The 24,632-nt window shown below is 65.7% G+C and carries 25 protein-coding genes; 13 read left to right on the top strand and 12 right to left on the bottom strand.

Going from position 1 to position 24,632, the window contains the following annotated elements; all coding sequences use genetic code 11:
• Window positions 1–71 precede the first annotated feature (71 nt).
• Window positions 72–980: a DMT family transporter gene (locus tag ACYQ4T_RS21820; RefSeq protein ID WP_459858706.1), complete on the top strand. Its 909-nt coding sequence runs from the start codon at window positions 72–74 to the stop codon at window positions 978–980.
• 13 nt (window positions 981–993) lie between these two features.
• Here ACYQ4T_RS21820 and ACYQ4T_RS21815 read toward each other — a convergent pair whose 3' ends face one another.
• From ACYQ4T_RS21815 to ACYQ4T_RS21800, 4 genes are all read right to left on the bottom strand, one after another.
• The gene (locus ACYQ4T_RS21815) at window positions 994–1,722 is read right to left on the bottom strand and encodes a helix-turn-helix domain-containing protein (RefSeq protein ID WP_459858705.1); all 729 of its coding nucleotides are present in this window, start codon (window positions 1,720–1,722) and stop codon (window positions 994–996) included.
• 93 nt (window positions 1,723–1,815) lie between these two features.
• On the bottom strand, window positions 1,816–2,193 hold the full coding sequence (locus tag ACYQ4T_RS21810; protein WP_459858704.1) for a response regulator transcription factor: 378 nt from the start codon (window positions 2,191–2,193) through the stop codon (window positions 1,816–1,818).
• A 92-nt stretch (window positions 2,194–2,285) separates the two neighbouring features.
• Window positions 2,286–2,909, bottom strand: coding sequence for a response regulator FixJ (fixJ, locus tag ACYQ4T_RS21805; protein WP_459858703.1), 624 nt, complete (start codon window positions 2,907–2,909; stop codon window positions 2,286–2,288).
• Complete coding sequence (locus tag ACYQ4T_RS21800) at window positions 2,910–3,983, bottom strand: two-component system sensor histidine kinase NtrB (protein WP_459858702.1); 1,074 nt, start codon at window positions 3,981–3,983, stop codon at window positions 2,910–2,912. It lies immediately after the preceding gene.
• Between the two features lie 232 nt (window positions 3,984–4,215).
• Here ACYQ4T_RS21800 and bmt point away from each other — a divergent pair, with 232 nt between their 5' ends.
• Window positions 4,216–5,265: a betaine--homocysteine S-methyltransferase gene (gene bmt, locus ACYQ4T_RS21795; protein ID WP_459858701.1), complete on the top strand. Its 1,050-nt coding sequence runs from the start codon at window positions 4,216–4,218 to the stop codon at window positions 5,263–5,265.
• An 80-nt stretch (window positions 5,266–5,345) separates the two neighbouring features.
• Complete coding sequence (argS, locus tag ACYQ4T_RS21790; protein ID WP_459858700.1) at window positions 5,346–7,109, top strand: arginine--tRNA ligase; 1,764 nt, start codon at window positions 5,346–5,348, stop codon at window positions 7,107–7,109.
• 13 nt (window positions 7,110–7,122) lie between these two features.
• Here the strand turns inward: argS and ACYQ4T_RS21785 are convergent, their stop codons facing one another.
• Window positions 7,123–7,632: a tetratricopeptide repeat protein gene (locus tag ACYQ4T_RS21785; protein WP_459858699.1), complete on the bottom strand. Its 510-nt coding sequence runs from the start codon at window positions 7,630–7,632 to the stop codon at window positions 7,123–7,125.
• 106 nt (window positions 7,633–7,738) lie between these two features.
• On the opposite strand from ACYQ4T_RS21785, the gene ACYQ4T_RS21780 reads away from it, so the two are divergent.
• Window positions 7,739–8,443, top strand: coding sequence for a helix-turn-helix transcriptional regulator (locus ACYQ4T_RS21780; RefSeq protein WP_459858698.1), 705 nt, complete (start codon window positions 7,739–7,741; stop codon window positions 8,441–8,443).
• A 2-nt stretch (window positions 8,444–8,445) separates the two neighbouring features.
• Complete coding sequence (locus tag ACYQ4T_RS21775) at window positions 8,446–9,582, top strand: aminotransferase class I/II-fold pyridoxal phosphate-dependent enzyme (RefSeq protein WP_459859199.1); 1,137 nt, start codon at window positions 8,446–8,448, stop codon at window positions 9,580–9,582.
• Window positions 9,583–9,588: 6 nt separating this feature from the next.
• On the opposite strand, the gene ACYQ4T_RS21770 is transcribed toward ACYQ4T_RS21775, so the two are convergent.
• The 4 genes from ACYQ4T_RS21770 to ACYQ4T_RS21755 form a co-directional block, all read right to left on the bottom strand.
• Complete coding sequence (locus tag ACYQ4T_RS21770; protein ID WP_459858697.1) at window positions 9,589–10,284, bottom strand: HAD family hydrolase; 696 nt, start codon at window positions 10,282–10,284, stop codon at window positions 9,589–9,591.
• 10 nt (window positions 10,285–10,294) lie between these two features.
• Window positions 10,295–11,548: a choline ABC transporter ATP-binding protein gene (gene choV, locus ACYQ4T_RS21765; protein WP_459858695.1), complete on the bottom strand. Its 1,254-nt coding sequence runs from the start codon at window positions 11,546–11,548 to the stop codon at window positions 10,295–10,297.
• Window positions 11,549–11,558: 10 nt separating this feature from the next.
• On the bottom strand, window positions 11,559–12,425 hold the full coding sequence (choW, locus tag ACYQ4T_RS21760; RefSeq protein WP_459858694.1) for a choline ABC transporter permease subunit: 867 nt from the start codon (window positions 12,423–12,425) through the stop codon (window positions 11,559–11,561).
• Window positions 12,426–12,549: 124 nt separating this feature from the next.
• A complete protein-coding gene (locus tag ACYQ4T_RS21755) occupies window positions 12,550–13,482 on the bottom strand; it encodes a glycine betaine ABC transporter substrate-binding protein (RefSeq protein WP_459858693.1) in 933 nt (310 codons plus the stop codon).
• Window positions 13,483–13,724: 242 nt separating this feature from the next.
• On the opposite strand from ACYQ4T_RS21755, the gene betI reads away from it, so the two are divergent.
• The 6 genes from betI to tauD all read left to right on the top strand — a co-directional run bounded on the left by betI (window position 13,725) and on the right by tauD (window position 19,946).
• Window positions 13,725–14,309, top strand: coding sequence for a choline-binding transcriptional repressor BetI (gene betI, locus ACYQ4T_RS21750; RefSeq protein ID WP_459858692.1), 585 nt, complete (start codon window positions 13,725–13,727; stop codon window positions 14,307–14,309).
• Window positions 14,306–15,973, top strand: a complete 1,668-nt coding sequence (betA, locus tag ACYQ4T_RS21745; RefSeq protein ID WP_459858691.1) for a choline dehydrogenase — start codon at window positions 14,306–14,308, stop codon at window positions 15,971–15,973. The genes betI and betA overlap by 4 nt, the downstream gene beginning before the upstream one ends.
• 406 nt (window positions 15,974–16,379) lie before the next feature.
• Window positions 16,380–17,390 carry a taurine ABC transporter substrate-binding protein gene (locus ACYQ4T_RS21740; RefSeq protein WP_459858690.1) on the top strand — a complete coding sequence of 337 codons (1,011 nt, stop codon included), beginning with the start codon at window positions 16,380–16,382 and terminating at the stop codon, window positions 17,388–17,390.
• A 26-nt stretch (window positions 17,391–17,416) separates the two neighbouring features.
• Entirely contained in the window at window positions 17,417–18,127 is a 711-nt protein-coding gene (locus ACYQ4T_RS21735) for a taurine ABC transporter ATP-binding protein (protein WP_459858688.1), read from the top strand.
• 72 nt (window positions 18,128–18,199) lie between these two features.
• Complete coding sequence (locus tag ACYQ4T_RS21730; RefSeq protein WP_459858687.1) at window positions 18,200–19,042, top strand: ABC transporter permease subunit; 843 nt, start codon at window positions 18,200–18,202, stop codon at window positions 19,040–19,042.
• 22 nt (window positions 19,043–19,064) lie between these two features.
• Window positions 19,065–19,946, top strand: coding sequence for a taurine dioxygenase (gene tauD, locus ACYQ4T_RS21725; protein WP_459858686.1), 882 nt, complete (start codon window positions 19,065–19,067; stop codon window positions 19,944–19,946).
• Between the two features lie 133 nt (window positions 19,947–20,079).
• Here the strand turns inward: tauD and ACYQ4T_RS21720 are convergent, their stop codons facing one another.
• Window positions 20,080–21,354, bottom strand: coding sequence for an MFS transporter (locus ACYQ4T_RS21720; RefSeq protein WP_459858685.1), 1,275 nt, complete (start codon window positions 21,352–21,354; stop codon window positions 20,080–20,082).
• 182 nt (window positions 21,355–21,536) lie between these two features.
• On the opposite strand from ACYQ4T_RS21720, the gene ACYQ4T_RS21715 reads away from it, so the two are divergent.
• The gene (locus ACYQ4T_RS21715; protein WP_459858683.1) at window positions 21,537–21,947 is read left to right on the top strand and encodes an HIT domain-containing protein; all 411 of its coding nucleotides are present in this window, start codon (window positions 21,537–21,539) and stop codon (window positions 21,945–21,947) included.
• A 92-nt stretch (window positions 21,948–22,039) separates the two neighbouring features.
• Here the strand turns inward: ACYQ4T_RS21715 and ACYQ4T_RS21710 are convergent, their stop codons facing one another.
• Complete coding sequence (locus ACYQ4T_RS21710; protein ID WP_459858682.1) at window positions 22,040–22,258, bottom strand: hypothetical protein; 219 nt, start codon at window positions 22,256–22,258, stop codon at window positions 22,040–22,042.
• Window positions 22,258–23,031 carry a 5'-methylthioadenosine/adenosylhomocysteine nucleosidase gene (locus tag ACYQ4T_RS21705; protein ID WP_459858681.1) on the bottom strand — a complete coding sequence of 258 codons (774 nt, stop codon included), beginning with the start codon at window positions 23,029–23,031 and terminating at the stop codon, window positions 22,258–22,260. The genes ACYQ4T_RS21710 and ACYQ4T_RS21705 overlap by 1 nt, the downstream gene beginning before the upstream one ends.
• 58 nt (window positions 23,032–23,089) lie before the next feature.
• Between ACYQ4T_RS21705 and ACYQ4T_RS21700 the strand changes: the two genes are divergently transcribed.
• Window positions 23,090–24,481 (top strand): cryptochrome/photolyase family protein, encoded by a 1,392-nt coding sequence (locus ACYQ4T_RS21700; protein WP_459858680.1) that lies wholly within the window; start codon window positions 23,090–23,092, stop codon window positions 24,479–24,481.
• Window positions 24,482–24,632: the final 151 nt, after the last annotated feature.

The following is a 24,632-nucleotide window of genomic DNA, read 5'->3' as shown; positions in this document are numbered from 1 at the left end:
CGGCATCGATCCTGTCGATTGTCAAGCAACTCACTTTTGCGCAGATTTCAGGCACATAGAAGGAGTAGCCGATGTCCCTGGGTTCGGAAGCCCTGCCCTTGCCGCGCAAATTCGACTGGATCCCCATCCTCGCCCTGACCCTCACCGTGATCGGCTGGGCCTCGGCCTTCCCGGCGATCCGGGCGGGGCTCACCGCCTTCGGGCCGCTGGAACTGGGGTCGCTGCGCTTCGCCATCGCCGCCCTGCCCTGCGCGATCTTGCTGGCGATCATGCGCCCGGCCCGGCCGACCTGGCGTGAATTTGTGCGGCTGGCGCTGCGCGGCCTGGTCTGCGTCTCGGTCTATACGGTCGCGCTCAACATCGGCGAGCGGACGGTCTCGAGCGGGGCGGCGAGCTTCATCGTCAACGTGAGCCCGATCCTGACCGCGATCTGGGCGATGCTGCTGCTGGGCGAGCGGTTCGGCACCATCGCCTGGCTGGGCACCGCGCTCTCCTTCACCGGTGTCACCCTGGTCGCATTGAGCGACAGCGATTCCTTCCAGTTCGATTCCGGGGTGCTGTTCATCCTGGCGGCGGCACTCTGCACCTCGGTCGATGCGGTGATCCAGAAACCGCTGTTCAAGCGGCATAACGGCCTCGCCGTCGCCTGCTGGTCGATGATCTTCGCGGCGCTGTTCCTGGCGCCCGGCCTGCCCGGCGCGTTCCGGCAATTTGCCGAGGCCAGCGGCGAAGCGCGTTTCGCGGCGCTTTATCTCGGCACGGTGCCGAGCTTCGTCGCCTATTGCGGCTGGTCGGTGACGGTGTCGCGCTTCCCGGCGGCGCGGGCGGCGAACTTCCTCTACTGCATCCCACCCACCGCGACCTTGATGGGTTTCCTCTGGCTGGATGAGATTCCGGCGCTGCTCGGGATCGCCGGCGGCGCGCTGGCGCTGGTCGGCGTCGCGATCGTGAACCTGGCGCTGCGTCGTCGCCGGGCTTGACGCGCTTGCGGGGCTAGATTTCGGCTTCGCCGCTGGCGAGGGATTCCAGCGCCTCGACGTCCTTCAGCACCACCTGATGGGCGCCGGAGACGGCGATCAGGTCCCTGCGCTTGAACTGGCTCAAGCCGCGGGAGACGGTTTCGATGGTGAGACCGAGATAATCGGCGATGTCGAGCCGGCTCATCGGCAAATCGAGATGCGGGTTGTCGTGCGAGCGCTGCATGATCCTGAGCAGGAACCAGGCGAGCCGCTCCTGCGCCGTCTGTCGACCCAGCATGACGACGTGATTCTGCGTGGCGGAGAGGCCGTTGGCGAGCAGGCTCATCAGCAGCTTCTGCACGGCCGGGTGGGTCTCGGCCGAGAGCTCGAGCTGCGCGCGTGGATAGGAGACCACGACCGCGTCGGCGATCGCCTCGGCGGTGAAGCCATGCTCGCCCTGCCAGTCGAGGCCGAAGAAATCGCCCGGGAGATAGAAATCGGCGATCTGGCGCCGGCCGTCCATCAGCACGCGGCAGGTGCGTACCGCGCCGCTGATCACCTTGTAGACGTGGCGGGCGGGATCGCCTTCGTTGAAGACGGCAGCATTGCGCGTGAACTTCAGGACCTTGCCGAGACCCTGCAGGATCGCCGCGATCGGATCGGCGGTCTCGCTGCGGCCGCCTTCCAGCACCGGCCAGGGCGCGCGGGCGCGGGTGGCCAAAGTCTCACCGGCGACGGGCGCGATCTGCAACATGGCGGTCATCGGTCGTACCCCGAGTGATCCTTGACGATGGGCCAAAGCATCCCCCCGAACGATCTTTGAGAATATTGAGGAAAGTCCCGTAAGGGTTACTACCTAGTGGGGTCGCTTCAGCGCGCGATCGACCGTCGCGATCAGGGTTTCGCCGACCGGCTTCTCGAGGAAGGCGAAGGCACCGGCGCGCCGGGCTTGCTCCTTGACCTCCGGACCGCCCTGGGCGGTGACGATGATGACCGGAATGCCGATCTCGCGCCGGCGGAGCTGCGCCAGGAGCTCCAGTCCGCCCATCTCCGGCATGTTGAGGTCGAGCAAGAGGCAGGCCCTGCAGCCCGACTTGAAGCCGGCGAGGAAAGCCCGCGCCGAATCGAATTCCTGCACCGCGAGATCATAGGATTCGAGCAGGGCCCGCGCGGATTCGCGGACGTCGGCATCGTCATCGACGATGTAGACCGTATCCCGATCCGCTGCAGCCAAAGAAGTCTCCGAACGCCGAGGCGCCATCACGCCTCAGAATAGGGATATCTCTGCAGCGCAAGGTATACGCAATAACCCCTAGCGGCGGTGCGCTAGTTCCTGGCGATTCCCGAAATGCCGGCGGCGATCGCGGCCCGCACCAGGTCCGAGAGGCTGCGCGCCTCCATCTTCTCCATCACATGCGCCCGGTGGATCTCCACGGTCCGGGGCGAGATGTCGAGCTCGAAGGCAATGATCTTGTTCGGCTGCCCGGCGACCAGCAGCTCCAGCACCTGGCGTTCGCGCGTCGAGAGGCTGGCGATGCGGGTCTTCGCGGCTTCCGCGACCGCGGCCTGCTCGCGGGCACCATGGGCCTGCGCCAGCGCGCGCTTCACGCTGGCGAGCAGTCGCTCGTCGTCATAGGGCTTCTCGATCAGATCGACCGCCCCCGCCTTCATAGCCCGCACCGCGAGCGGCACATCGGCATGGCCGGTCACCACGATCACCGGGAGACCGGCATTGCGGCGGTTGAGCTCTTCCTGCAGCTCCAGCCCGTCCATGTCCGGCATGCGGATGTCGGCGATCAGGCAGCCGGCCCGCCCGGGCTGATAGGCATCGAGAAAGGCCCGCGCGGATTCATGCGCTTCGGCGGCGACGCCGGCGGATTCCAGCAGCGCGCAGAGGGAGTCGCGGGCAGCGCCGTCGTCATCGACGACGAAAACGGTCTCGTCGGACATTCACTCTTCCGTCTTTTTCTCGACCAAGGGCAGCTGGAAATGAAACGAAACGCCGGCTTCCGGATTGCGCGTCGCCCAAAGCCGACCCCCATGCGCAGTAATGATCGACCTGGAAATGGTCAAGCCCAAGCCCATGCCCCGCTCCTTCGTGGTCACGAAGGGCTGAAACAAGCCGCCGATCTCCGCCTCGGACAGGCCGGGACCGGAATCCGAGACCGTCACCTCGGCGAGCCCCGGTTCGGGGCTACCGCATTCGATGCTGAGGCGCGGCTCCGGCACCGACTCCATGGCCTCCAGGGCGTTACGGATCAGGTGAATGATCACCTGCTGGATCTGCATCTTGTCGACCAGGACCGGCGGCAGGTTTCGATCCAAGGTCAGCGTGACCTTGGTGTTCCTGCGACCGGCGCCGGTCAGCGCGCGCGCCACCGCCTTCTCGATGATCTTGTAGAGCTGTTCTTCACGGCGGGCGGACTGGCTCCTGGCGATGAAGTCCCGCCGGTTGCGGATGATCGCGCCGGCCCGCACGATCTGCTCGCAGGCCTTGCCCAGCAGCTCGCCGGCTTTCGCGGCGCGCGGCTCATGACAGGTCTCCAAGGTCCGCTGCGCGGCCTTCACGTAGTTCATGACGGCGGCCAGCGGCTGGTTGATCTCGTGCGCCATCGACGAGCCCATCTGGGCCATGGCACTCAAGCGCGAGACATCCATCAGCGGCGCGGCGCCCCGCTCGGTAAGGTCGTGCACGATGCAGACCGAGATGTCGGCGCCCTCGGACTTGCCCTGGCCGACCGAGAGATAGATCGGGAAGGTCGAGCCGTCCTTGCGCCGTCCGAGCGTTTCGCGGCTGGCCAGCCGGCGGCCGGCCTTCGCGTCGCGATAGGGCGAAGGGACCAGGACCCCCAGATCCTTCCCGGCCACCTCGTCCGGCCGGTAGCCGAACAGGCGCTCGCAGGCGGGATTGAATACAAGGATATGACCCGCGGCATCGACGACGATGATGCCGTCCGCGGCCGCCGTGATCAGCGCCTCAAACACCCCAGCACCCCAACCCGCCATGCTTTCCGAGGCCAGCATCCCCGCCCCATGCGATGCGCATCACGCCCAAGAGCCTCATTTCGCCAAGCATGCCTGCAACTGTATTGCGAACACCGCTCCGCGGGCAACCCTGCTCAGCCTCAAGAAATAGCGCAATGTGCCTGAAAGTGTTACCTTTTTCGCAATGGAGCCGTGCCAATTGCTGCCTTGCCCCGCAGGTGCGAAGCGCCTAACTTGCGGCTCTGGCAATGGCAGGCAAGCAGGACCGGCAATGGCGAACCGCTTCTTGAAGCTCCTCAGCGAACGACCCTTTCTGATGGCCGACGGGGCCACCGGGACGAATCTGTTCGGCATGGGGCTGATGACCGGCGACTCGCCGGAGCTGTGGAATTTCGAGCATCCCGAGCGGATCGAGAGTCTGCACCAGAGCTTCGTCGATTCCGGCGCCGACCTCTTCCTGACCAACAGCTTCGGCGGAACGCGGAACCGGCTGAAGCTGCATCAGGCCCAGGACCGGGTCCATGAAATCAACAAGCGCGCCGCCGAGATCGGCCGCAAGGTCGCCGATAAGGCGGGACGCGAAGTCATCGTCGCGGGTTCGATCGGCCCGACCGGCGATCTGTTCGAGCCGATGGGCACGTTGACCGAAGCCGAAGCCATCGCCGCCTTCGCCGAGCAGGCCAAGGCGCTGGCCGATGGCGGCGTCGACGTGCTCTGGATCGAGACCATGTCCTCCAAGGAGGAAGTCGCGGCCGCGGTCAAGGGTGCGGCCACGACCGGCCTGCCGATTGTCACCACCATGAGCTTCGACACCAACGGCAAGACCATGATGGGAATCTCGCCGGCGGATTTCGTCGCCTTCGTCCACACGCTGGACCCGAAGCCGGTCGCCTTCGGCGCCAATTGCGGCGTGGGCGCGGCGGATCTTGTCGCCACCATCGTGAAGCTGTCGGAAGCCGCCGGCCCGGACGACATCATCGTCGCCAAGGGCAACTGCGGCATCCCGTTCTACGAGGAAGGCAAGATCAAGTATAACGGCACGCCCGAGCTGATGGCCGATTATGCGCGGATCGTGCGCGATGCCGGCGCCCGGATCGTCGGCGGCTGCTGCGGCACCTCGCCGGAACATCTGCAGTCGATCCGCCACGCGCTCGACGGCCACCAGCCCGGCGCCAAGCCGAGCGCCGCCGAGATCGTCGCGCGCCTCGGCCCGGTGACCGAAGGGGCCGCGGCGCTGCTCGCCGGCGGCGACATCTCCGCGGCGGCGCCGAAGCGCAGCCGGCGACGCGATCGCGGCGCTTCGGAAGAAGCCGCGTTCTAAGTCTGGACAAACCTAACCTGCGGCAAGACCCTCACCCCAGCCCTCTCCCTACGGGAGAGGGAGTTTTCTGAGATCCCATCATGTCTTCGCTCTCCACCCTGCTCTCCGAGACTGTCGGCCGGGCCTTTGCCGCGGAAGGCCTCGATGCCGCCTTCGGCAAGGTCATCGTTTCGAACCGGCCGGATCTCGCGCAGTATCAGTGCAACGGCGCACTGGCGGCCGCGAAAGCCGCGAAGCAGAATCCGCGGGCCATCGCCGAGAAGATCGCCGAACGGCTGAAGGCCGAGCCGATCTTCCGCGAGGTCTCGCTGGCCGGTCCCGGCTTCATCAATCTCAACATGACCGACGCCTATCTCGGCCAGCAGATGAACCGCATCCTGCAGGACGCGCGTCTCGGCGTCCCGCCGCGAGCCAAGCCGCGGACCGTGGTGCTGGATTACGGCGGCGCCAACATCGCCAAGCCGATGCATGTCGGGCATCTCCGGGCCGGCATCATCGGCGACTCCCTGCGCAGGATCTACAAATTCGCCGGCGACAAGACGATCGGCGACGTGCATCTCGGCGACTGGGGCCTGCAGATGGGGATGATCATCTCCGAGCTGGAGCTGCGACAGCCGGACCTGCCCTATTTCGACAAGAGCTTCACCGGCCCCTATCCGAAGGAAAGCCCGGTGACCTTGGCTGAGCTCGAGGAGATGTATCCGAAGGCCTCCAAGGACAGCAAAGAGAACCCGGAGCGGATGGAGGTCTCGCGCCAGGCGACGGCGGAGCTCCAGGACGGCCGGCCCGGCTATCGCGCGCTCTGGCAGCATTTCTTCGATATTTCCGTCGTGGCCCTGCGCAGGGACTACGGCAATCTCGGGGTCTATTTCGATCTCTGGAAGGGCGAGGCCATCGTCCATGACCTGATCGCGCCGATGATCGCCGACATGAAGAAACAAGGCCTGGTCGAGGAGAGCAAAGGCGCCGAGATCGTGCGCGTCGCCGAACCCGAGGACAAGGCCGAGATCCCGCCGGTGATCCTGGTGAAGTCGGACGGCGCCTTCATGTACGCGACCACCGATCTCGCGACCATCGTCGACCGGGTGAACTGCCATGACCCGGACTTGAGCATCTACGTGGTCGATCACCGCCAGAGCCTGCATTTCGTCCAGGTGTTCCGCGCCGCCAAGAAAGCGAAGATCAACGGCAAGGGCGAGCTCGTGCATCTCGGCTACGGCACCATGAACGGCACCGACGGCAAGCCGTTCAAGACCCGGGCCGGCGGGGTGATGCGCCTCGATGATCTGTTCCAGATGGTCACCGACGAAGCCACGAAGAAGATCACCGAGCACAAGCTCGGCGAAGGCTATGACCCGGCCGAGAAGATCGACATCGCGCATAAGGTCGGCGTCGCGGCCTTGAAGTTCGCCGATCTCTCCAACAACCCGATCGCCAACTATGTGTTCGACCTCGATCGCTTCTCGAGCTTCGAGGGCAAGACCGGCCCCTACCTGCTCTACGCCGCGGTGCGGGTGAAATCCCTGCTGCGCAAGGCGCGGGAGCAGAACGACGCGCCGGGCACCATCCTGCCGCCGGAGCCGGGTGAGCGCGACCTGCTGCTGCAACTGGGACAGCTGCCCGACGCGATCGAGGCGGCTTATGCGGACCTCGCCCCCAACAAGATCGCCGACTTCGCCTTCACCCTGGCGCAGACCTTCAGCGCCTACTACGCCAATTTCCACATCCTCAGCGAAACCGACACCGGGATCCGGCGTTCTCGTCTGGCGATCGCCGAACTGGTGCTGAAGGAGCTGGAGCTCTGCCTGGAACTGCTGGGAATCGCGACCCCGGACCGGATGTGAGCGCCGGCCTGCGCTAAAGGCAGGTCGCCGCCACGCTCTGCTCGGCCGACTGCAGAGTCGCCGCGTCCTTGGTCTTCGCCCTCGCCTCGGCAATCGACGCTTTCGCGCTGTCGCAATCGCCGCTCTTCGCCAGGGCGACCGCCAACATCGCATGCAGACGATCCTGGTCAGGCGCGATCTCCACCGCGCGTTTGAGATCGACAGCGGCTTCCTTCCACTGCTCGCCGATGCTCTCCAGGAAGCCGAGCGTGCTGTAGGCGATCAGGCTGTGCGGGTCTATCACCGTCATCTCGCGGTATTCGGCGATCGAGCCGGCGAGATCGTGCTGCTGCATCAACGCGGTGGCGCGCATCATCAGCACCTTCTGGCGCTCTTCCGGCGGCAGATTGAACGAACCCATCAGGTCGTTGCAGTCCTGCGCGGTGCGGCCGTCGCATTGCGACGGGTTGAACTTCGCCTGCTGGGCCAAGGCGGCCGGTGCCGCGAGAAGAACCAGAAGCCCGCCAAGAATTCGCAAACGCACCGCCTCACCTCCCCGCTGCCGGGCTGAAAGATGCAGTTTTTCCAATCCCTTGGCAATCGCCGGCGCGGACATTGACAAATCGTCCGTAACGTACAGACTGTACGGAATGAAAACGCCGCAGCCCAGCCGACTGATCGAACTGCCGAGCCATGTGATGCCGCTCGGACCGGTGGTCGACGCGATCGCCGAGACCATCGTCCAGCTGCTGCATCCCCATGCCGAGATCGTGCTGCACGACCTCGCGACCGGAAAGATCGCCAAGATCTGGAACCCGTTCTCCGGACGCAAGCCGGGCGAACCCTCCGATCTCGACGACATCGATCCGGAACTGGTGGAAGAGAACGTCGCCGGTCCCTATGAGAAAGCCAGTCCAAGGGGCACGCGGCTGAAATCGATCAGCGCCATCCTGCGCGACCGGATGCAGATTCCCCGCTTCCTGCTCTGCATCAACCTCGACGTCTCGCAGTTCGACGCGGCGGCCCGGCTGCTGCAGAGCTTCGGCGCCACCAGTGAGAGCCGGCCGGACTGGATGTTCCGCCAGGACATCCGCGAGCAGATCAACCTGCAGATCGCCGACTACCTGAAACGCCGCAACCTGAGCATCCAATCGCTCGACCAGGCCGGACGGGTGGCGCTCATCGAGCATCTCGACCAGAGCGGCGCCTTCCAGACCCGCCGCGCGGTCGATCACATCGCGGCAGCGCTCGATCTCTCGCGCACCACGGTCTATCTGCTGCTGCGGCAAGCGCGTGCTTCCGGGGCTCGAGCGCCGGGGGCCAAGACCCAAGCAAAGACGGGGAAACGCAAGTGACCATGCTGCCCGATTTCAAGCTCGAGACCTATCTCGCGAAGTGGGAATTCTCGGCGCGCTATCACATGACCGCCTCGGACATGGAATCGATGTCGATCGCCGAGCTGCTGGCCCTGGCGACCCCGGAGGACGGCGCCGCCCTAGACCAGCTGCGCCTCGGCTATATCGAGACCATGGGCACGCCGCCGCTGCGCGCCGCCGTCGCCGGGACCTATGCCGGCCTTCAGCCGGAAGACGTGCTGGCCTTCGCCGGCGCCGAGGAAGGCATCTTCTGCGCGATGCATGCCTTGCTGGACAAGGAGTCCCATGCGGTCGTCGTCACCCCCAACTACCAGTCCAGCGAGACCCTGCCACTCTCGATCTGCGCCACCACGGGGGTCGCACTGCGCGAGCGCGAGAACTGGGCGCTCGACATTGACGAACTGCATGTGGCGCTCCGGCCCTATACCAAGCTGGTCCTGATCAACTTCCCGCACAATCCCACCGGCAAGGTGATCGACTCCGCGACCTTCGACGCGGTGGTGAAGCTCTGCCGCGAACGCGGGATCTATCTCTTCTCCGACGAGGTCTATCGCGGCCTGGAGCGGCGACCGGAACTGCAGCTGCCGCAGGCGGCCGAGGTCTATGAGCGCGCGCTTTCGCTCAACGTCATGTCGAAGGCTTACGGATTGCCGGGACTGCGGGTCGGCTGGATCGCCTGCCGCGACCGCGCCTTGCTCTCGCGCATGGAGCGGATCAAGCATTATCTCTCGATCTGCAACGCCGGCCCGAGCGAGCATCTCGCCGTCATTGCGCTCAAGGCACGCGAACGGATCGTGGCGCGCAATCTCGCGTTGATCGAGCGCAACCTCACAGACGTGAATGCCTTCTTCGCCGAGTTCGACGCGCTGTTCGACTGGCAGGTGCCGGACGGCGGCTGCATCGGCTTTCCCCGCTACAAGGGCAAGGACGGCGTCGAGAATTTCTGCCGGCGGATTGCCGAAGAGATCGGCGTGGTCCTGCTGCCGTCCAGCATCTATCAATCGGCGCTGACGCCGACCCCGACGGATCGGTTCCGCATCGGTTTCGGGCGATCGTATGTGCCCGAAGGACTCGCGGCGATGCGGGCCTGGCTGCGGGGGAACCGGCAGGCGGCGTGAGCGGCCTCAGAGTGCCGCTTCGAGATCGGCGATGCTTTCCAGCACGACATGCGCGCCGGCTTCCAGCAGCGCGTCCTTCGAACTGACACCGGTCAGGACGCCGATCGCCCTTCCCGCCTTGCCCGCGCGCGCCATGTGCATGTCGTGCGGGCTGTCGCCGACCACGGCGATGGCGGAGGCCGGGAGCTGCATGAGACGGGCGAAGGCTTCGACCATGCCGCCGCCGGGCTTGGTGCCGTGGCCGGTGTCAAAGCCGCAGATGAAGTCCAGCGCCTGCTTGACGCCGAACTTGTCCATCGCCTGGTGCGCCGCGAGTTCGCTGTCCATGGTGGCGATGCCGAGGCGATAGCCGCGGTCGCGCAGGCGCGCGAAGAAGCTGTTGAAGTCGACCACCGGGTGCATGACCTCGGTCTGGCGCTTGAGGAAATGCGCGGAGACCGAGCCGTAGAGGCTGTCCACGTCGGTGCGGCCGAGCAGTTCGGCCCAGAGCGCCACGATCTCGCGGTTGCTGCCCGAGGCGATGACCGAGCCTGGCAGGTAGCGCCCGGTCACGGCATCCTTGCCCGATTTCAGCATGATCTCCGCGGCGCGCGCGGCATCGCCCTCGGCGGCGAGCAAGGCGGCTTCCTCGGTGACGGCACCCCAGGTCCGGTAGAAGTCGAACAGCGTTCCGTCCTTGTCGAAGAGTATGGCTTCGATCATGGGCGGAAGGTCACGGCGTCTCCACGGTCGCCGGGTCCGGCTGGTTGACGCGCGCATATTCGGTCTGCCGCAGCATGCCGCGATAGAGCTCATGCTCGCCGACGACACCGATCAGCTCGCCGCTGTCACCGATGAGGACCAGCGGCCGCTTGGTCTGCTGGCGCACCATGACGGCGGCCCGCATCGGCGTCACCGGGGTGCCGCAGACCATGACGTTGTCCCCCAGCCGGTCGAGGACCAGATCGGTCGCATAGGGCAGGAACTGCCCCGGCTTGCCGTTGACGATGAGGTCGACCGGCTTGCCCTGGGCATCCAGCCGGCAGCGGCACTTGCCGGCGCGGTCGAGCTGGATCATCGAGGAACCCTGTTCGCGCGCGAGGTCACCGACCGGCCGCATCAAGGTGCCGCCCTTGAGAACGGTCAGCGGGTTCATCGAGGCGACGAACTGCCTGACGTAGTCGTTCACGGGATTGAGGATGATGTCCTCCGGACGGCCGAACTGGACCACGCGCCCGGCCTCCATGATGGCGATCCGGCTGCCGATCTTCAGCGCCTCGTCGAGATCGTGGCTGACGAAGATGATCGTCTTGTGCAGCCGGCGCTGGAGCTCCATCAGTTCGTCCTGGAGATGCTCGCGGATCAGCGGATCCAAGGCCGAGAACGGCTCGTCCATCAGCAGGATATCCGCCTCGGTGGCGAAGGCGCGGGCGAGGCCGACGCGCTGCTGCATGCCGCCGGAGAGCTCGTGCGGGAACTTTTCGGCGAACTTGTCGAGCCGCACCAGGGCGATCTTCTCGTCAACCACCTTGTCGCGGTCTGCCTTGCTCATGCCGCGCACGTCGAGGCCGAAGCCGACGTTCTCGTGCACGGTGAGCCAGGGCATCAGGCCGAACTGCTGAAACACCATCGAGATGTTGTTGCGCCGGACCTGGCGCAGGGTCTCGGCGTCGCAGCTTGCGACGTCGACCTCGCGCTTGCCGTCGTTGACGATGACCTTGCCGCGGCTGACCTTGTTGAGGCCGTTGACGCAGCGGAGCAGCGAGGACTTGCCGGAGCCGGATAGGCCCATCAGCACCAGGATCTCGCCGCGGTCGACGAAGACCGAGGCGTCGTGGACGCCGACCAGGCAGCCGGTCTTGTCGAGGATGCTGTCCCGGCCCTCGCCCTTGTCAAGGAGAGAAATCGCCTCGGCCTGGTGCTGGCCGAAGACCACGTCGACATGCTCGAAGCGGACGGCGGTTTGTGCGGTCTGGGATTCAGTCATGGGGCCGGCCTCAGGCTTTCTTCACACGACGGCGCCGCGTCGGCTGCTTCAGGATCCGATCGAGGATGATGGCGAGAATGACGATGCAAAATCCCGCTTCAAAGCCGAGCGCCACATTGGCGGTCGACAAGGCGCGGACCACCGGATGGCCGAGACCCGGAGCACCGACGAAGGAGGCGATGACCACCATCGAGAGGCAGAGCATGATGCATTGGGTGACGCCGGTCATGATGCTCGGCAGGGCCGCGGGCAGGGTCACTTTGAAAAGCAGCTGCGAGCGGGTGCAACCGAACGCCTCGCCCGCCTCCACCAGCGCGGTCGGCACCTGGGTGATGCCGAGATAGGTCAGGCGCGCGGGTGCGGCGACGGCGAAGATGACCGTGGCGACCACCGCAGGCACCATGCCAAGGCCGAACAATGCGAAAGCGGGAACCAGATAGACGAAAGTCGGCAGGGTCTGCAGCAGATCCAGAACCGGGGCGACCGCGTTCCAGAGCCATTTCCGCCGCGCCGAATAGATGCCGAGGGGCACGCCGATGAGCAGGCTGACTGCGGTCGCGAAGAACACCAGGACCAAGGTGTTGATCATCTCGTCCCACATGCCCTGGTTCCAGATAAACAGGAACCCGACGATGACGAAGAGGGGGATGCGCCAGTCGCGATGCCGCCACAGCGCGAGCGCCGCAATCAACAGAATGAAGACGATAGGCGGGATCCCGGCCAGCAGCTGGGCGACCCATTCCATGAAATCCCGGGCATTGCCCGACAGGAAATCGAACAACCAGCCGAGGTTGCTCTTCAGCCAGTCGATGACGGCCTTGGCCCAAAGTCCGACCGGAATCTTCCAGCCCGTGATGATCGCTGCGATCTGTTCCATGAACTCCCCGTACTCCGTCGCGACCCCGAATCCCCTCGGGTCCGACAAAGGAAACGGCCCCAGCTTAAGAAATTAAGCTGGGGCCGCCTAGATCATGTTTGGTCCGGCCAAGTTCCCGGAAGGCTCAGAGGCCCAGCGACTTCTTCACCGCGGCGAGGCCGTCGCCGCCGTCGATCGTGGTGACGCCGGCCAGCCAGCCGTCCAGCACGCCCGGATTCGCCTTCAGCCAGTTGGCGCCCGCGGTTTCGCCCTCGGTGCCCTTGGCGATCTCGTCCATCACCTGGGTTTCCATGTTGAGGTCGAACTTCACGTTGGTCAGGAACTTGCCGATGTTCGGGCATTCGGTGACATAGCCCGGACGGGTCAGCGCGCTGATCTCGGCCGAGCCGAAACCGTCCTTCTCGAAGCCGGTCAGGTAGTGCAGCTTCATGTTGTTCATGACCGGATGCGGCACCCAGGCGAGGAAGGCAACCCATTCCTTCTTCTCGATGGCCTTCTGCGCCTCGGCCAGCATGCCCTGCTCCGAGGATTCAACCAGCTCGAAGCCGGCCATGCCGGAATTGGCATCGTCGATCTTGGCCTGGATGATCTTGTTGCCGTCGTTGCCCGGCTCGATGCCGTAGAACTTGCCGCCGAACTTGTCCTTGTTGGCGCCGAGATCCTTGATGTCCTTGACGCCGGCCTCGGCGACATAGTCCGGAACCACCGGGCCATAGCCGGCCCCGGTCAGGTTCGGCGCCAGCTGCTCGATCGACTTCTCGTCCAGGTAGGGCTGCACGTTCGCGGCGTTCGACGGCATCCAGTTGTCGAGGAAGAAGTCGAGCTGCTTGGCCTTCAGCGCCTCGAGGATGAGGGGCAGAGCCAGCGGATCGATCTTCGGCTCGTAGCCGAGACCCTTTGCGACCGCGCTGAACAGGCCGTTCTGCGCACCGTTGTCGGTCCAGCCCACATCCGCGAAATGCACGGTCTTGCAAGCTTCCGGATCGGCGGCGAAAGCGGCCGAGGCGGTCAAGGCCGTGACGGCCGCGGCGGCGGCGAGAAGATTACGCAACTTCATTGATTGTCTCCCATGTTGAACCAGCGTCCCAAGTCGCCTCGGCTCTTTCCGGCTGTTCTTGTTTTTTTGCCCTGCCGGTGCCGGGGCCTTCCTGCATGATTTTATACGTCGCGTTCATATCGCGAGTTTCACATCTACGCCATCTTATGACGCGTCCGCGGCATTTGCCCAGTCCTTTTTTGATTGATCGTCCAATATAAGACCCGCAGTATGGCCGGCTTGGAACCGGCGGGTGGGAGACGATGCCGAAACTGGGGATGGAGGAAATCCGGCGCCGGCAGCTGATCGAGGCGACCATCGCCTCGATCCATGAGGTCGGCTTCGCGGAATCCAGCCTCAGCCGGATCTCGGCCAAGGCCGGGGTCTCGACCGGCATCGTCCACCACTATTTCGAGGACAAGGCCGAGCTGCTGGAATCCACCCTGCGGGCGCTGGGAACCAAGCTGCGGCTTTGCGTGGTGCGCCGGCTGAACGTGGCCCGGACGCCGACCGAGCGGCTGCTGGCGGTGATCGACGGCAATCTCGGCACCGACATTTTCACCCCCGAGGGCGTTTCCGCCTGGCTGGCTTTCTGGGCGCAGGTACCGACCAGCCCCCGCCTCGCCCGGATCCAGCATGTCATCATCTCGCGGCTGCGCGACAACCTGGTGCATGCCCTGAAGCTGATGGGGCGCAAGGACGCCCAGGAGATCGCCCGGGTGACCGAAGCGCTGATCGACGGGCTCTGGCTGCGCGCGGCCCTCGCCCAGGACGGGCCGGATTCCGCCCGCGCCCGCCGCCTGGTGCTCGACTATCTCACCGCCCGCCTGGATACCAAGCTGAAATGAAATTCGACCGCATATTCGACTATGTCATCGTCGGCGCCGGCTCGGCCGGCTGCGTCCTCACCCATCGGCTGAGCGAGGATCCGGCGCTGAAAGTCTGCGTGCTGGAAGCGGGGCCGAAGGATCATTGGTGGAACTGGCAGATCCATATGCCGGCGGCGCTGATGTATAACCTCTGCCACGACCGCTACAACTGGTACTACGAAACCGAGCCGCAACCCTACATGAACAACCGGGTCATGTACTGGCCGCGCGGCCGCGTGCTCGGTGGTTCGTCGAGCCTCAATGCCATGGTCTATATCCGCGGCCATGCGCTGGACTACGACCGCTGGGCCTTCAAGGAGAACTGCACGGGCTGGTCCTACCAGGAGATCCTGCCCTACTTCCGCCGCGCCGAGCATTCCGAGAGCCGCAACGACCAGTATCACGGGCAAGACGGCCCGCTCTGGACCCATACCGGCAACACGCCGAACCCGCTCTACGAGGCCTTCATCGAGGCGATGCAGCAGGCGGGCTATCCCTATACCGAGGACATGAACGGCTATCAGCAGGAAGGCGCCGGCAAGATGGACATGACGACCCATAACGGGCGTCGCTGGTCCGCGGCCATGGCCTATCTGCGTCCTGCCGAGAAGCGCGGCAATGTCACGGTCGAGACCGGCGCGCTCACCAGCCGCGTGCTGTTCGAGGGCAAGCGCGCGGTCGGCGTCGAATTCAAGCAGAACGGCCAGGTGAAGCGGTATCGGGCGGAACGCGAGGTGATCCTCTCGGGCGGCGCCATCAACTCGCCGCAGCTGCTGATGCTCTCCGGCGTTGGCCCGGCCGATCACCTGCGCGAGGTCGGCGTCAACGTGCACCACGACCTGCCGGGCGTCGGCCAGAATCTCCAGGAGCATCTGGAGATGTATGTGCAGCAGCAATGCAAGCAGCCGATCACGCTCTACACCTACACCAAGCCGCTGCCGATGGTGGCGGCGGGCATCAAATGGTTCCTGACCAAGAAGGGGATCTGTGCCACCTCGCATCTGGAGGCCGGCGGCTTCATCCGCTCGGAGGCCGGCATCGAGCATCCGAACCTGCAGTTCCATTTCCTGCCCTCGACGGTGAACGACCACGGGCGCAAGAACGGCACCAGCCATGCCTATCAGGTGCATATCGGCAACATGCGCCAGGAGGCCCGCGGCTGGATCAAGCTGAAGTCCGCCGACCCGACCGATCATCCGCGGATCCAGCCCTTCTATCTTCAGACCGAGCGCGACCGCCGCGAGTTCCGCGACGCGGTGAAACTGACCCGCGAGATCTTCGCCCAGAAGGCCTTCGATCCCTATCGCGGCCCGGAGATCCAGCCCGGGGAGCACGCCCAGTCGGACGAGGAGATCGACGCCTTTGTCCGGGCGCGGGCCGACAGCGCCTATCACCCGTCCTGCTCCTGCAAGATGGGCACCGATGCGATGGCGGTGGTCGATCCGCAGGCGCGGGTGCATGGGCTCGAGGCGCTGCGCGTGGTCGATGCCTCGATCATGCCTTCGGTGGTCAGCGGCAATCTCAATGCACCGACCATCATGATGGGCGAGAAATGCGCTGACATGATCCTCGGCAAGCCGGCATTGCCGAAGTCGAACGCGCCGGTTTATCAGGCCAAGGACTGGCAGACGCGGCAGCGGTAGTTTGCGCCTGGATGGATCACGGCTGCGGCGCCCCCACCCAACCCTCCCCCTAAAGGAGGGAAGGCTTTTCTGTGCTGCGGCTTCTTTCTTCTCCTTCCCCCTTCAGGGGGAAGGCCGGGATGGGGGTGTGTACCGGCCGCACTTTCCACAGCGAGTAATCCTCGTCCCCTCCCCCTAGAACTTCTGCGTTGTCCGTTGCCGCGATCTTCGTAGATTGGACAAGACGGCGCTGCACCCCGCGGGGCCGATCTAGGAGGCCAGGATGACCGACTGTCTCTGTCCGGCCGCGTGTTGTCGCGGCTGTTGAAGCCCGCTCGGCGCGTCTAGCCGCGCTCTGAAACCCTATCAAACCGATCAAGTCACCGCGCACGCTTGCAGAGCGTGCCGCGCATAGAGGAGTATTCGCATGTCTCTCGCCCGCACACTCATTGCAGCCATGGCCTTCGGCCTCGGCCTCTCCACGGCGGCAGCTGCCGACAACACGGTCACCATCGCCTACCAGACCGGATTCTCACCCTGGACCCGCGCGGTCGCTTCCGGCGAGATCGCGGCGATTCCGGGCTGGAAGGTCGAGTTCCGCCAGTTCAACTCCGGCGCCGAGATCTTCGCCGCGATCGCCGCCGGCGACGTCCAGATCGGCGAGGTCGGCTCCAGCCCCTTCGCCGCCTCGGTCAGCAAGGGCATCGACGTCAAGGCGGTCTACATCTCGGGTGCCGCCGGCGAGGACGAGGCGCTGGTGGTCCGCAACGGCAGCGGCATCGAGAGCCTGAAGGATCTCAAGGGCAAGAAGCTCGCCGCCGCGCCGGTCTCGACCGACCATTTCATGCTGCTCTCGACCCTGAAGCAGGAAGGCATCAAGCCGGATGAGGCGACGGTGCTGGCGATCCCGCAGCCGGAGATCGTGGCGGGTTGGACCCGCGGCGACATCGACGCCGCCTTCGTCTGGGATCCGGCCCTCGGCAAGCTGCAGGAGAACGGCAAGGTGATCCTGACCGCCAAGCAGGCGGCCGAGCGCGGCGCGGTCACTTTCGGCGCCCTGGTCGCGACCGATGACCTGGTGAAGGAGCATGCCGACTTCGTGCAGAAGTTCGTGAAGATCGTGGACAAGTACTACAAGGACCAGCACGACCATCCTGAGAATTGGACCGCGGACTCCGAGAACGTGAAGGTGCTCTCGAAGTTCACCGGCGCCAAGCCCGAGGACATCGCCGCCCGCATCAAGGTCTCGGTCTACGTCCCGGGCGCCGCGCAGGCCAGCGCGCAATGGCTCGGCGGCGGCGAAGGCAGCAAGCTCGCTTCCGTGCTGAAGGACACCGCTGTGTTCCTGAAGGAGCAGCAGAAGATCAACCAGGTTCTGGACTCCTACGCCGCCTTCGTCGATCCGCGCTTCGTGCAGGCCACCCTGGCCTCGAACTGAAGCGCGGCAACTGAAGGAACCCGGCCATGACACTCGTTGTCGAGCATGCCAGCGTCACCTACGACGCCAAGGATTCCCCTCCCGTCCTTGCCTTGGCGGATGCGTCCCTCGCCATCCCCCGCCAGGGTTTCGTGGTGGCGCTCGGTGCTTCCGGCTGCGGCAAGACCACCTTGCTGAACGCTATGGCCGGGTTCCTGCGTCTCTCCCAGGGCACGGTGACCGTGGACGGCGTCCCGGTCACCGGCCCGGGGCCGGACCGCGGCGTGGTCTTCCAGAAAGACACGCTCTATCCCTGGCTTTCCGTTCAAGAGAACGTGGCATTCGGCCTGAAGCTTGCCGGCTTCGACCGTCCGAAACGCGAGGCAAAGGCGCTTGAACTGCTGGCGCTGGTGGGATTGGAGGGCTTCGAGAAGGCCGCCACCTACCAGCTCTCCGGCGGCATGCGCCAGCGCGTCTCCCTGGCGCGCGCCCTCGCGACCAATCCCGAGATCCTGCTGATGGACGAGCCGCTGGGCGCGCTCGACTCGCTCACCCGCGAGACCATGCAGGAGTTGATCGTCGATCTCTGGGCGGAGACGAAGAAGTCGATCTTCTTCATCACCCATTCGATCGAGGAGGCGCTGTTTCTCGGGACCGAGGTGGTGGTGATGTCGCCCCGGCCGGGTGGCGCATCATCCAGCGCTACCATCTCGACTTCGTGCAGCGCTATGTCGCGACCCGCGACGCCTCCGCGGTGAAGTCCGACCCGGAATTCATCGCGCTCCGCGAGGAAATCCGCAACCTGATCCACAACACAGGAGCCGAGAGTCATGGTCGACATCTCCTTGCTCGCGCAGGCTGAAGGCGCGAATGCGGCCTGGCCGCTGCGTGCGCTGCGCGCGCGGGTCGAAAGACGCGTCGTCCCGATCACGTTGATCTCGGCCCTGGGCCTGCTGCTGGCCTGGGCCCTGGTCACCAAGCTCAAGCTGGTGGCGCCGCTGTTCCTGCCCTCGCCGCTCGACGTCGCGACGCAGTTCTATGCCGTCGCGGTCGACGGCTTCTCCAACGCGACCTTGCTGCAGCATGTCGGCACCAGCCTGTTCCGGATCCTGACCGCGTTTGCGATCGCAACCGCGGTCGGTGTGCCGCTCGGCCTGGCCATGGGATTGAACCGCTGGGTCAAGGGCATCTTCAGCCCGCCGATCCAGCTCTATTGGCCGGTGCCGCCGCTCGCCTATCTGCCGCTGGTAATCATCTGGTTCGGCATCGGCGAGACCGCGAAGATCATCCTCTTGAGCCTTGCGATGTTCGCGCCGATCGTGATCTCGGCCCAGGCGGGCGTGCGCTCAGTCGCCCAAGGCCGGATCCAGGCGGCGCAGAGCCTCGGCGCCGGCAAGCTGCAGATCTTCCGCCATGTGGTGCTGCCGAATGCGCTGCCGGAGATCCTGACGGGCCTCAGGCTCGGCATCGGCTCCGGCTGGGCAACGCTGGTTGCCGCGGAGCTGGTCGCCGCCACCCAGGGGCTCGGCTTCATGACGCTCTCGGCGGCGCAGTTCCTGGTGACCGACGTGGTCTTCGTCGGAATCCTCACCATCGCCGCGCTCGCCACCCTCTTTCTCGCCGCCCTCAGACTGCTCGAACGCCGCCTGACCCCCTGGAAGGGCCAGGAATAGCCGTCAACCCAAGGAGAAGTTCATGCCCAGGACCATCGTCGCACCGCGCGCCCACCCGCTGACCGCCGAGCTCGACATCACGCCCTTGAACCCGACCTTCGTCGCGGAAATTCACGGCCTCGATCTCGGCGCGCGGCATTCGACCGAGACCCTCAACGCGCTCCGCACCGCGCTCACCACGCACAAGCTGCTGCTGTTCCGGGACCAGGTGCTCACCCCGCGCCAGCAGAAGGACTTCGCCCGCAACTTCGGCGAGCTTCACGTCCATCCGCTGCTGAACAACGACGAGGGCAACGACAACCCGGAAATCATCGTCCTCGATTACGGCCCGGACCGGCCGCCGGAGAAGGACGAGTTCCACACCGACGTCACCTTCATCGCAACGCCGCCCTTGGGCTCGATCCTCTATGGCGTGGAGATTCCGGAGACCGGCGGCGACACTCTCTTCGCCGATCTCGGCGCCGCCTATGCCGGACTTTCTGAGCCGCTGAAGCGCACGCTGGAGGGTCTCACCGCGCGGCATGATTTCGAGCGCAGCTTCCGCAGCAGTCCCTATTACGGGGATACCAGCGATCCGGAGAAATTCGCCAAGGCGCGCAGGAACAACCCACCGGTCAGCCATCCGGTGGTGCGCACCCATCCGGAGACCGGCGAGAAGGGGTTGTTCGTCAACCGCGGCTTCACCGAGGCGATCGAAGGCCTGCAGCGGCACGAGAGCGATGCCTTGTTGGAGCTGCTCTGGCGCCATGCCGAGCAGCCGCAATACGGCTATCGGCACCGCTGGCGCACCGGCGACGTCCTGTTCTGGGACAACCGCATCACCCAGCACATGGTGGTCGCCGATTACTGGCCGCAACGCCGCCGCATGCACCGGGCGACGATTCTCGGCGATCGGCCGGTGTGAGGAGTCTGAACCGTCAATGCCGTCATCCCGGCGCTAGGCGCCGGGATCCGCGGCTTGGGCACGATGAAAGGAAGGCGTGGATCCCGGGACCAAGTCCCGGGATGACGAGCGAGTATGCTGCTGCTTGCCTGCCCTACCGGTCTCCTGGATCGATGTCTTCGTAGTGGAATTCCGGCAGCGGGTCGGTGCGCGGGTCGAGGGCGCCGGCGATCGCCGAGGTGGTCTGCATCGCCACGAAGCCGGTCTGCTCGCCGGCGGGCCGGGCCACGCGGCGCACCATGCGGTAGCGGGTGAAGATGAGCAGCAGCAGCGCCACCGCCGTCAGGTAGAAGAAGAACGCCCCCGGCCCGAACGGGCCCATCAGGGCCGAGGCGATCAGCGGGCCGGCGACGGCACCGATCGACCAGATCAGCAGCAGGCCGCCGGAGGCGCCGACCATCTCGGCGCGGTCGATATAATCGTAGATCTGCGAGACCGCGATCGGATAGATCGCCGCCAAACAGCCGCCGAAGACGAAGACCGCCGTCAGGGTCCCGGCGAAAGGCCCCTGCTTCATCGCGATCAGGATGATGCTGACGCTGGAGATCAGGGTGCCCGCCAGCACGCCGAGCAGCACCGTGCGCCGGTCATAGCGGTCCGAAAGCCAGCCGATCGGGTATTGCAGCGCCAGGCCGCCGAAGATCGGCGCGCCCATGAAGAGCGAGACCTCGAACACCGAAAGGCCGATCGAATTGGCGTAGATCGCGCCCAAGGCATAGAAGGCGCCCGAGAGCAGGCCTGCGCCGCAGGTGACGACGGCGCCCAAGGGCGAGGCGCGATAGAGCGCCATCAGGCTCATCGGCTTGATCTTGTCGATCTCGGGGCCGGGGACCCGGGTCAGCACCACCGGCACCAGGGAGAGCGCCACCGCGAGACCGACGATGCAGTAGAGCTCGGTGCCCTGCACCGTTCCGATGTTGACCAGGAACTGGCCGCCGAACGAAGCGGTGTAGATCGTCACCACATAGATCGAGAGAATCTGGCCTCGGTTCTCGTTGCTGCTCTTCACGTTGAGCCAGCTTTCGATGATCGCATAGAGGCCGGCGAGGCAGAAACCGGCGACGACGCGCATCCCGGCCCAGACCCAGATATCGAAGACCAGCGCGTGCACCATGGCCGCGGCCGTCATGATGGCGGCCAGTGCGGCAAAGGCGCGGATATGGCCGGCGCGGCGGATCAGCGACTGGATCCGGGCGCTGCCCAGGACAAAGCCGAGGTAATAGGCCGACATGACCAGGCCGGACTGGAATTCCGGCACATGCTCGATGCCCATGCGCACCGGGAGCACGATGCCGAGCAGCGCGTTGCCGACCACCAGGATGGCGGCCCCCAGCAGCAGGGAGAAGACGCTGGCCAGGATCTGGATCATCGGGCACTCACTGGACGCAGCATCGGGTGGTACGGCTCGAAATTGTGGCGGAACCGGCCGATCATCCGCTAACCTTGCCTCGGAGTCCCGGTCCCAAACGCCGCGCATTGGTAACATTGCGACAAGGCCCGAGGGAATATGACTTGGGACACAGTCCCGGCGGATGCACTGGGGGGGAATGCATGGCCACCGATTTCGAGCTCGACCCGCAGCTGGACAATGATTGCCTGTTCCTGACGGACTGGCCGCTCTGCCGGGTGCTACGGATGAACGACCGGGCCTATCCCTGGCTGATCCTGGTCCCGCGCCGGGTGGGCAAGCGGGAGATCATCGATCTCTCCACCGCCGACCAGGGCCTGCTGCTGGGCGAGATCGCCCGGGCCAGCCGGGCGATCAAGACGGCCCTGAAACCCGAGAAGCTGAACGTGGCGGCCCTCGGCAATGTGACGCCACAGCTCCATGTGCATGTCATCGGCCGCTTCACCGACGACCCCGCCTGGCCACGCCCGATCTGGGGCGTCCAGAAGCCGCAAGCCTTCGACAGCGACGAGGCCGAGGTCGAAGTCATCCAGTGGCGCGAGCGGCTCGCCTAGCAGCAATCGTCATGCCCGGACTTGATCCGGGCATCTGGTGCCCTGCGGAGAAAGATGGGCGGGTCAAGCCCGGCCATGACGCCTTCTAAAGGTCAGTTCACGTTCCGGCCGAACGGGTGGCCGGTCAGCAGGCTGATCAGATGCGCGCCGAAGATCAGCAACACCGCCAGGGACAGGAACTGCACGGCGAGCCAGGGCACGACCGGCCAGCGCAGATCGACCGGTCGGCGCAGCTGCCAGTTCGCCAAGCCCCCTACCGCCAAGCCGATCGCCAACGCGATGAGCGTCGTTTCCAGTCCCGGCGCTTCCATCAATCGAGAACCGGCACCAGCCGTTCGACGACCTTGGCCGCGGTCGGCGCCACGGCGGTGACGAACTTGCCGAAATCGAGATGGCTGTCGGCGCCGGCGAGATCGCTCAAGCTGCGGATCACGATCGCCGGCACGCCGAAGGCCTCGGCGACCTGCGCCACGGCGGCGCCTTCCATCTCCACGGCATGGGCGCCGAACACCGATTGGAGCCGCGCCCGCGCGCCTTCGTCGTTGATGAACTGATCGCCGCTGACGATGGTCCCGATCTTGATCATCGGCGCCCGCGCCTCCTTGCCCACCAGGTCGGCGGGGAGCGACGGCAGCGTGAAGCCGTCGAGCGCGGTGTGGATGCGCGCGACCAGATCGTCCGGCAAGTCATAGCCGAAATCCGTCCGGCCCGGGCCGAAGGGCGGCACCCCGGGGCGGAACGGCGTCACGCCATTCGCTTGCAGCCGGCCGTAATCGTGCTGGACCAGGCGCTGCGCCACCACCAGGTCGCCGATCGCGAGCGACGGATCGATTCCCCCGGCGACCCCCGACATGACGATGGCCCGGCAGCTGAGCCCGTCGAGCAGCAGGGTCGCCGTCATTGCCGCGGCGACCTTGCCGATGCCGCTTTCGATCATGGCGACCGGTCGGCCGAACAACTGCCCGGTGAGGACTTCGCGCCCGGCCAGTTCCTGGCGGTTGATTCCGCTCATGTCGCCGAGCAGCGCCGCGATTTCTTCCGGCATGGCGCAGATGATGCCGAGGGGGATTCGTTCTTTCAGCATGATAGGCTGGACCCTAATGACGGAGTCCCACTCTGTCTACATGATGACAGGCGTAACGATGGAACCGGTCCTGCTCTGGCTGCGGCGCGATCTCCGGATCGGCGACAACCCGGCGCTCGCCGCCGCGGTCAAGACCAGCCGGCCGATCATCCCGGTCTTCATCCGGCCGAAGCAGGACGAGATCGGCGGCGCCTCGGCCTGGTGGCGCGGCCGCAGCCTGTCGGCGCTGCGGCAACAAATGCGCATGCTCGGCAGCGACATCCTGCTGCGGACCGGCGATCCGCTCGCGATCCTTGCCGGGCTGGTGGCGGAGACCGGTGCGGTGGAGGTTCACTTCAACCGCACGCTCGAGCCCGATGCGATCAAGACCGACATCGCGGTGCTCGCCGCCATGCCGAAACATGGGGCGATCGCGCTCGATCATCCCGCCAACCGGCTGCATGAGCCCTGGCGCCTGAAGACCGGGACCGGCGGATCGTTCAGGGTCTTCACGCCGTTCTGGCGGCGCCTCGCCGAAATCTATCGTCCGCCGGTCGCGCTGGCGGCGCCGCGCAAGCTGCGCGCGCCTCAGGCCTGGCCGGAGGGTGAGCCTCTCGAAGACTGGCAGGTGACGGCCGGATGGAGCGAGGGCTTCGCGGCGGAATGGCGGCCGGGCGAAGCCGGCGCTGCGGCACGCCTCGCCGATTTGCTCGATAAAGCCGACAGCTATGACGAGACCCGCGACCGGCCGGATCGGGAGGGTACTTCGCGCCTGAGCCCGCATCTCGCCTGGGGCGAGATCAGCGTGCATGAGATCTGGCGGCGCTTGCGTGAGCGACATGGCGAGGCCGCCCTGCCCTTCCTGCGGCAATTGGGCTGGCGGGATTTCAACAGCCACCTGCTCTACCATTTCCCGAAACTCCCCGAGGAAGCCTGGTCGGCGAAGTTCCGCGGCTTTCCCTTCCTGCCGCACGGCAAGGGCCTGAAAGCCTGGCAGCGCGGGCTGACCGGCTATCCGATCATCGATGCCGGCATGCGGCAGCTCTGGGCCACTGGCTGGATGCACAACCGGGTGCGCATGATCGCCGCCTCCTTCCTCGTGAAGGACCAGCTGATCGACTGGCGCCGCGGCGAGGCCTGGTTCTGGGACACGCTGGTCGATGCCGACCGCGCGCAGAATGCGGGGAACTGGCAATGGGTGGCGGGAAGCGGCGCCGATGCCGCGCCCTATTTCCGCATCTTCAACCCGATCACCCAAAGCCGGAAATTCGATCCGGATGGCGCCTATATCCGGCGCTGGGTGCCGGAGCTGACGAAGCTGGATGCGAAGGCGATCCACGCGCCCTGGGAAGCGTCGCCGATCGACCTAGCCGCGGCGGGCGTGGTGCTGGGGCGCGACTATCCGCAGCCAATCCTGGAGCATGACGAGGCACGGAAGCGGGCGCTGGCTGCTTACGAGAAGATTCGTTAGTCGGAAGGATCGAGCGACCCCTCGCCCCGCCCTCTCCCGCAAGGGGAGAGGGGGTTGATTTTCGCTGCTGGTCGAGATGGCTTCGTTCTCTTACGCGCGGAGCACGGAGGAAATCTCCCTCTCCCCGGGGTTGAATACCCTCGCCGCGCTT

The sequence above is a fragment of the Dongia sp. agr-C8 genome (assembly GCF_054658695.1).
The sequence above is the reverse complement of the archived record's forward strand: the minus strand, read 5'-3'. Positions and strand labels throughout refer to the sequence as shown.

Bases quoted from the DNA above. Each gene is read 5' to 3' on its own strand.
- ACYQ4T_RS21820 (WP_459858706.1), top strand. From the start codon at position 72: ATGTCCCTGGGTTCGGAAGCCCTGCCCTTGCCGCGCAAATTCGACTGG.
- ACYQ4T_RS21815 (WP_459858705.1), bottom strand. From the start codon at position 1,722: ATGACCGCCATGTTGCAGATCGCGCCCGTCGCCGGTGAGACTTTGGCC.
- fixJ (WP_459858703.1), bottom strand. From the start codon at position 2,909: ATGTCCGACGAGACCGTTTTCGTCGTCGATGACGACGGCGCTGCCCGC.
- ACYQ4T_RS21800 (WP_459858702.1), bottom strand. From the start codon at position 3,983: ATGCTGGCCTCGGAAAGCATGGCGGGTTGGGGTGCTGGGGTGTTTGAG.
- bmt (WP_459858701.1), top strand. From the start codon at position 4,216: ATGGCGAACCGCTTCTTGAAGCTCCTCAGCGAACGACCCTTTCTGATG.
- argS (WP_459858700.1), top strand. From the start codon at position 5,346: ATGTCTTCGCTCTCCACCCTGCTCTCCGAGACTGTCGGCCGGGCCTTT.
- ACYQ4T_RS21780 (WP_459858698.1), top strand. From the start codon at position 7,739: ATGAAAACGCCGCAGCCCAGCCGACTGATCGAACTGCCGAGCCATGTG.
- ACYQ4T_RS21775 (WP_459859199.1), top strand. From the start codon at position 8,446: ATGCTGCCCGATTTCAAGCTCGAGACCTATCTCGCGAAGTGGGAATTC.
- ACYQ4T_RS21770 (WP_459858697.1), bottom strand. From the start codon at position 10,284: ATGATCGAAGCCATACTCTTCGACAAGGACGGAACGCTGTTCGACTTC.
- choV (WP_459858695.1), bottom strand. From the start codon at position 11,548: ATGACTGAATCCCAGACCGCACAAACCGCCGTCCGCTTCGAGCATGTC.
- choW (WP_459858694.1), bottom strand. From the start codon at position 12,425: ATGGAACAGATCGCAGCGATCATCACGGGCTGGAAGATTCCGGTCGGA.
- ACYQ4T_RS21755 (WP_459858693.1), bottom strand. From the start codon at position 13,482: ATGAAGTTGCGTAATCTTCTCGCCGCCGCCGCGGCCGTCACGGCCTTG.
- betI (WP_459858692.1), top strand. From the start codon at position 13,725: ATGCCGAAACTGGGGATGGAGGAAATCCGGCGCCGGCAGCTGATCGAG.
- betA (WP_459858691.1), top strand. From the start codon at position 14,306: ATGAAATTCGACCGCATATTCGACTATGTCATCGTCGGCGCCGGCTCG.
- ACYQ4T_RS21740 (WP_459858690.1), top strand. From the start codon at position 16,380: ATGTCTCTCGCCCGCACACTCATTGCAGCCATGGCCTTCGGCCTCGGC.
- ACYQ4T_RS21735 (WP_459858688.1), top strand. From the start codon at position 17,417: ATGACACTCGTTGTCGAGCATGCCAGCGTCACCTACGACGCCAAGGAT.
- ACYQ4T_RS21730 (WP_459858687.1), top strand. From the start codon at position 18,200: ATGGTCGACATCTCCTTGCTCGCGCAGGCTGAAGGCGCGAATGCGGCC.
- tauD (WP_459858686.1), top strand. From the start codon at position 19,065: ATGCCCAGGACCATCGTCGCACCGCGCGCCCACCCGCTGACCGCCGAG.
- ACYQ4T_RS21720 (WP_459858685.1), bottom strand. From the start codon at position 21,354: ATGATCCAGATCCTGGCCAGCGTCTTCTCCCTGCTGCTGGGGGCCGCC.
- ACYQ4T_RS21715 (WP_459858683.1), top strand. From the start codon at position 21,537: ATGGCCACCGATTTCGAGCTCGACCCGCAGCTGGACAATGATTGCCTG.
- ACYQ4T_RS21710 (WP_459858682.1), bottom strand. From the start codon at position 22,258: ATGGAAGCGCCGGGACTGGAAACGACGCTCATCGCGTTGGCGATCGGC.
- ACYQ4T_RS21705 (WP_459858681.1), bottom strand. From the start codon at position 23,031: ATGCTGAAAGAACGAATCCCCCTCGGCATCATCTGCGCCATGCCGGAA.
- ACYQ4T_RS21700 (WP_459858680.1), top strand. From the start codon at position 23,090: ATGGAACCGGTCCTGCTCTGGCTGCGGCGCGATCTCCGGATCGGCGAC.